Source organism: Leifsonia sp. HAY1-4F (assembly GCF_056755275.1).
In genome coordinates, this window is sequence record NZ_JBNDHX010000240.1 from 1 (window position 1) to 296 (window position 296).

The 296-nt window shown below is 67.6% G+C and carries 1 pseudogene; it reads left to right on the forward strand.

Going from position 1 to position 296, the window contains the following annotated elements:
- Positions 1-296: pseudogene (locus ACPYOG_RS19375) on the forward strand (hypothetical protein); the annotation flags it as partial.

The following is a 296-nucleotide window of genomic DNA, read 5'->3' on the forward strand; positions in this document are numbered from 1 at the left end:
CGTTCTACACCCGCATGTTGCGCGTCCCCGAATGGCAGACACTTGCCCCAACCCTGGTCGCGCACGCGGTCCAGATCAACGCCGACCCGAATCATTACGCCTCGTTCTGGTCGCCCGCCGAACAGGTGCTCGCCGCTCTGACCGGAGCGAGTGCGGGGACGTGTCAGGTCCCGGCGGATGCCCGGGCGGCCGCGGCCGTGCTGGTGGGCGCGAACAGATCGATGAGCACACGAGTCCCGATCAGCATCGAAGGCAACCTCGTCGCCGACCCCGACTACGGCGAATCCCAGAACGGC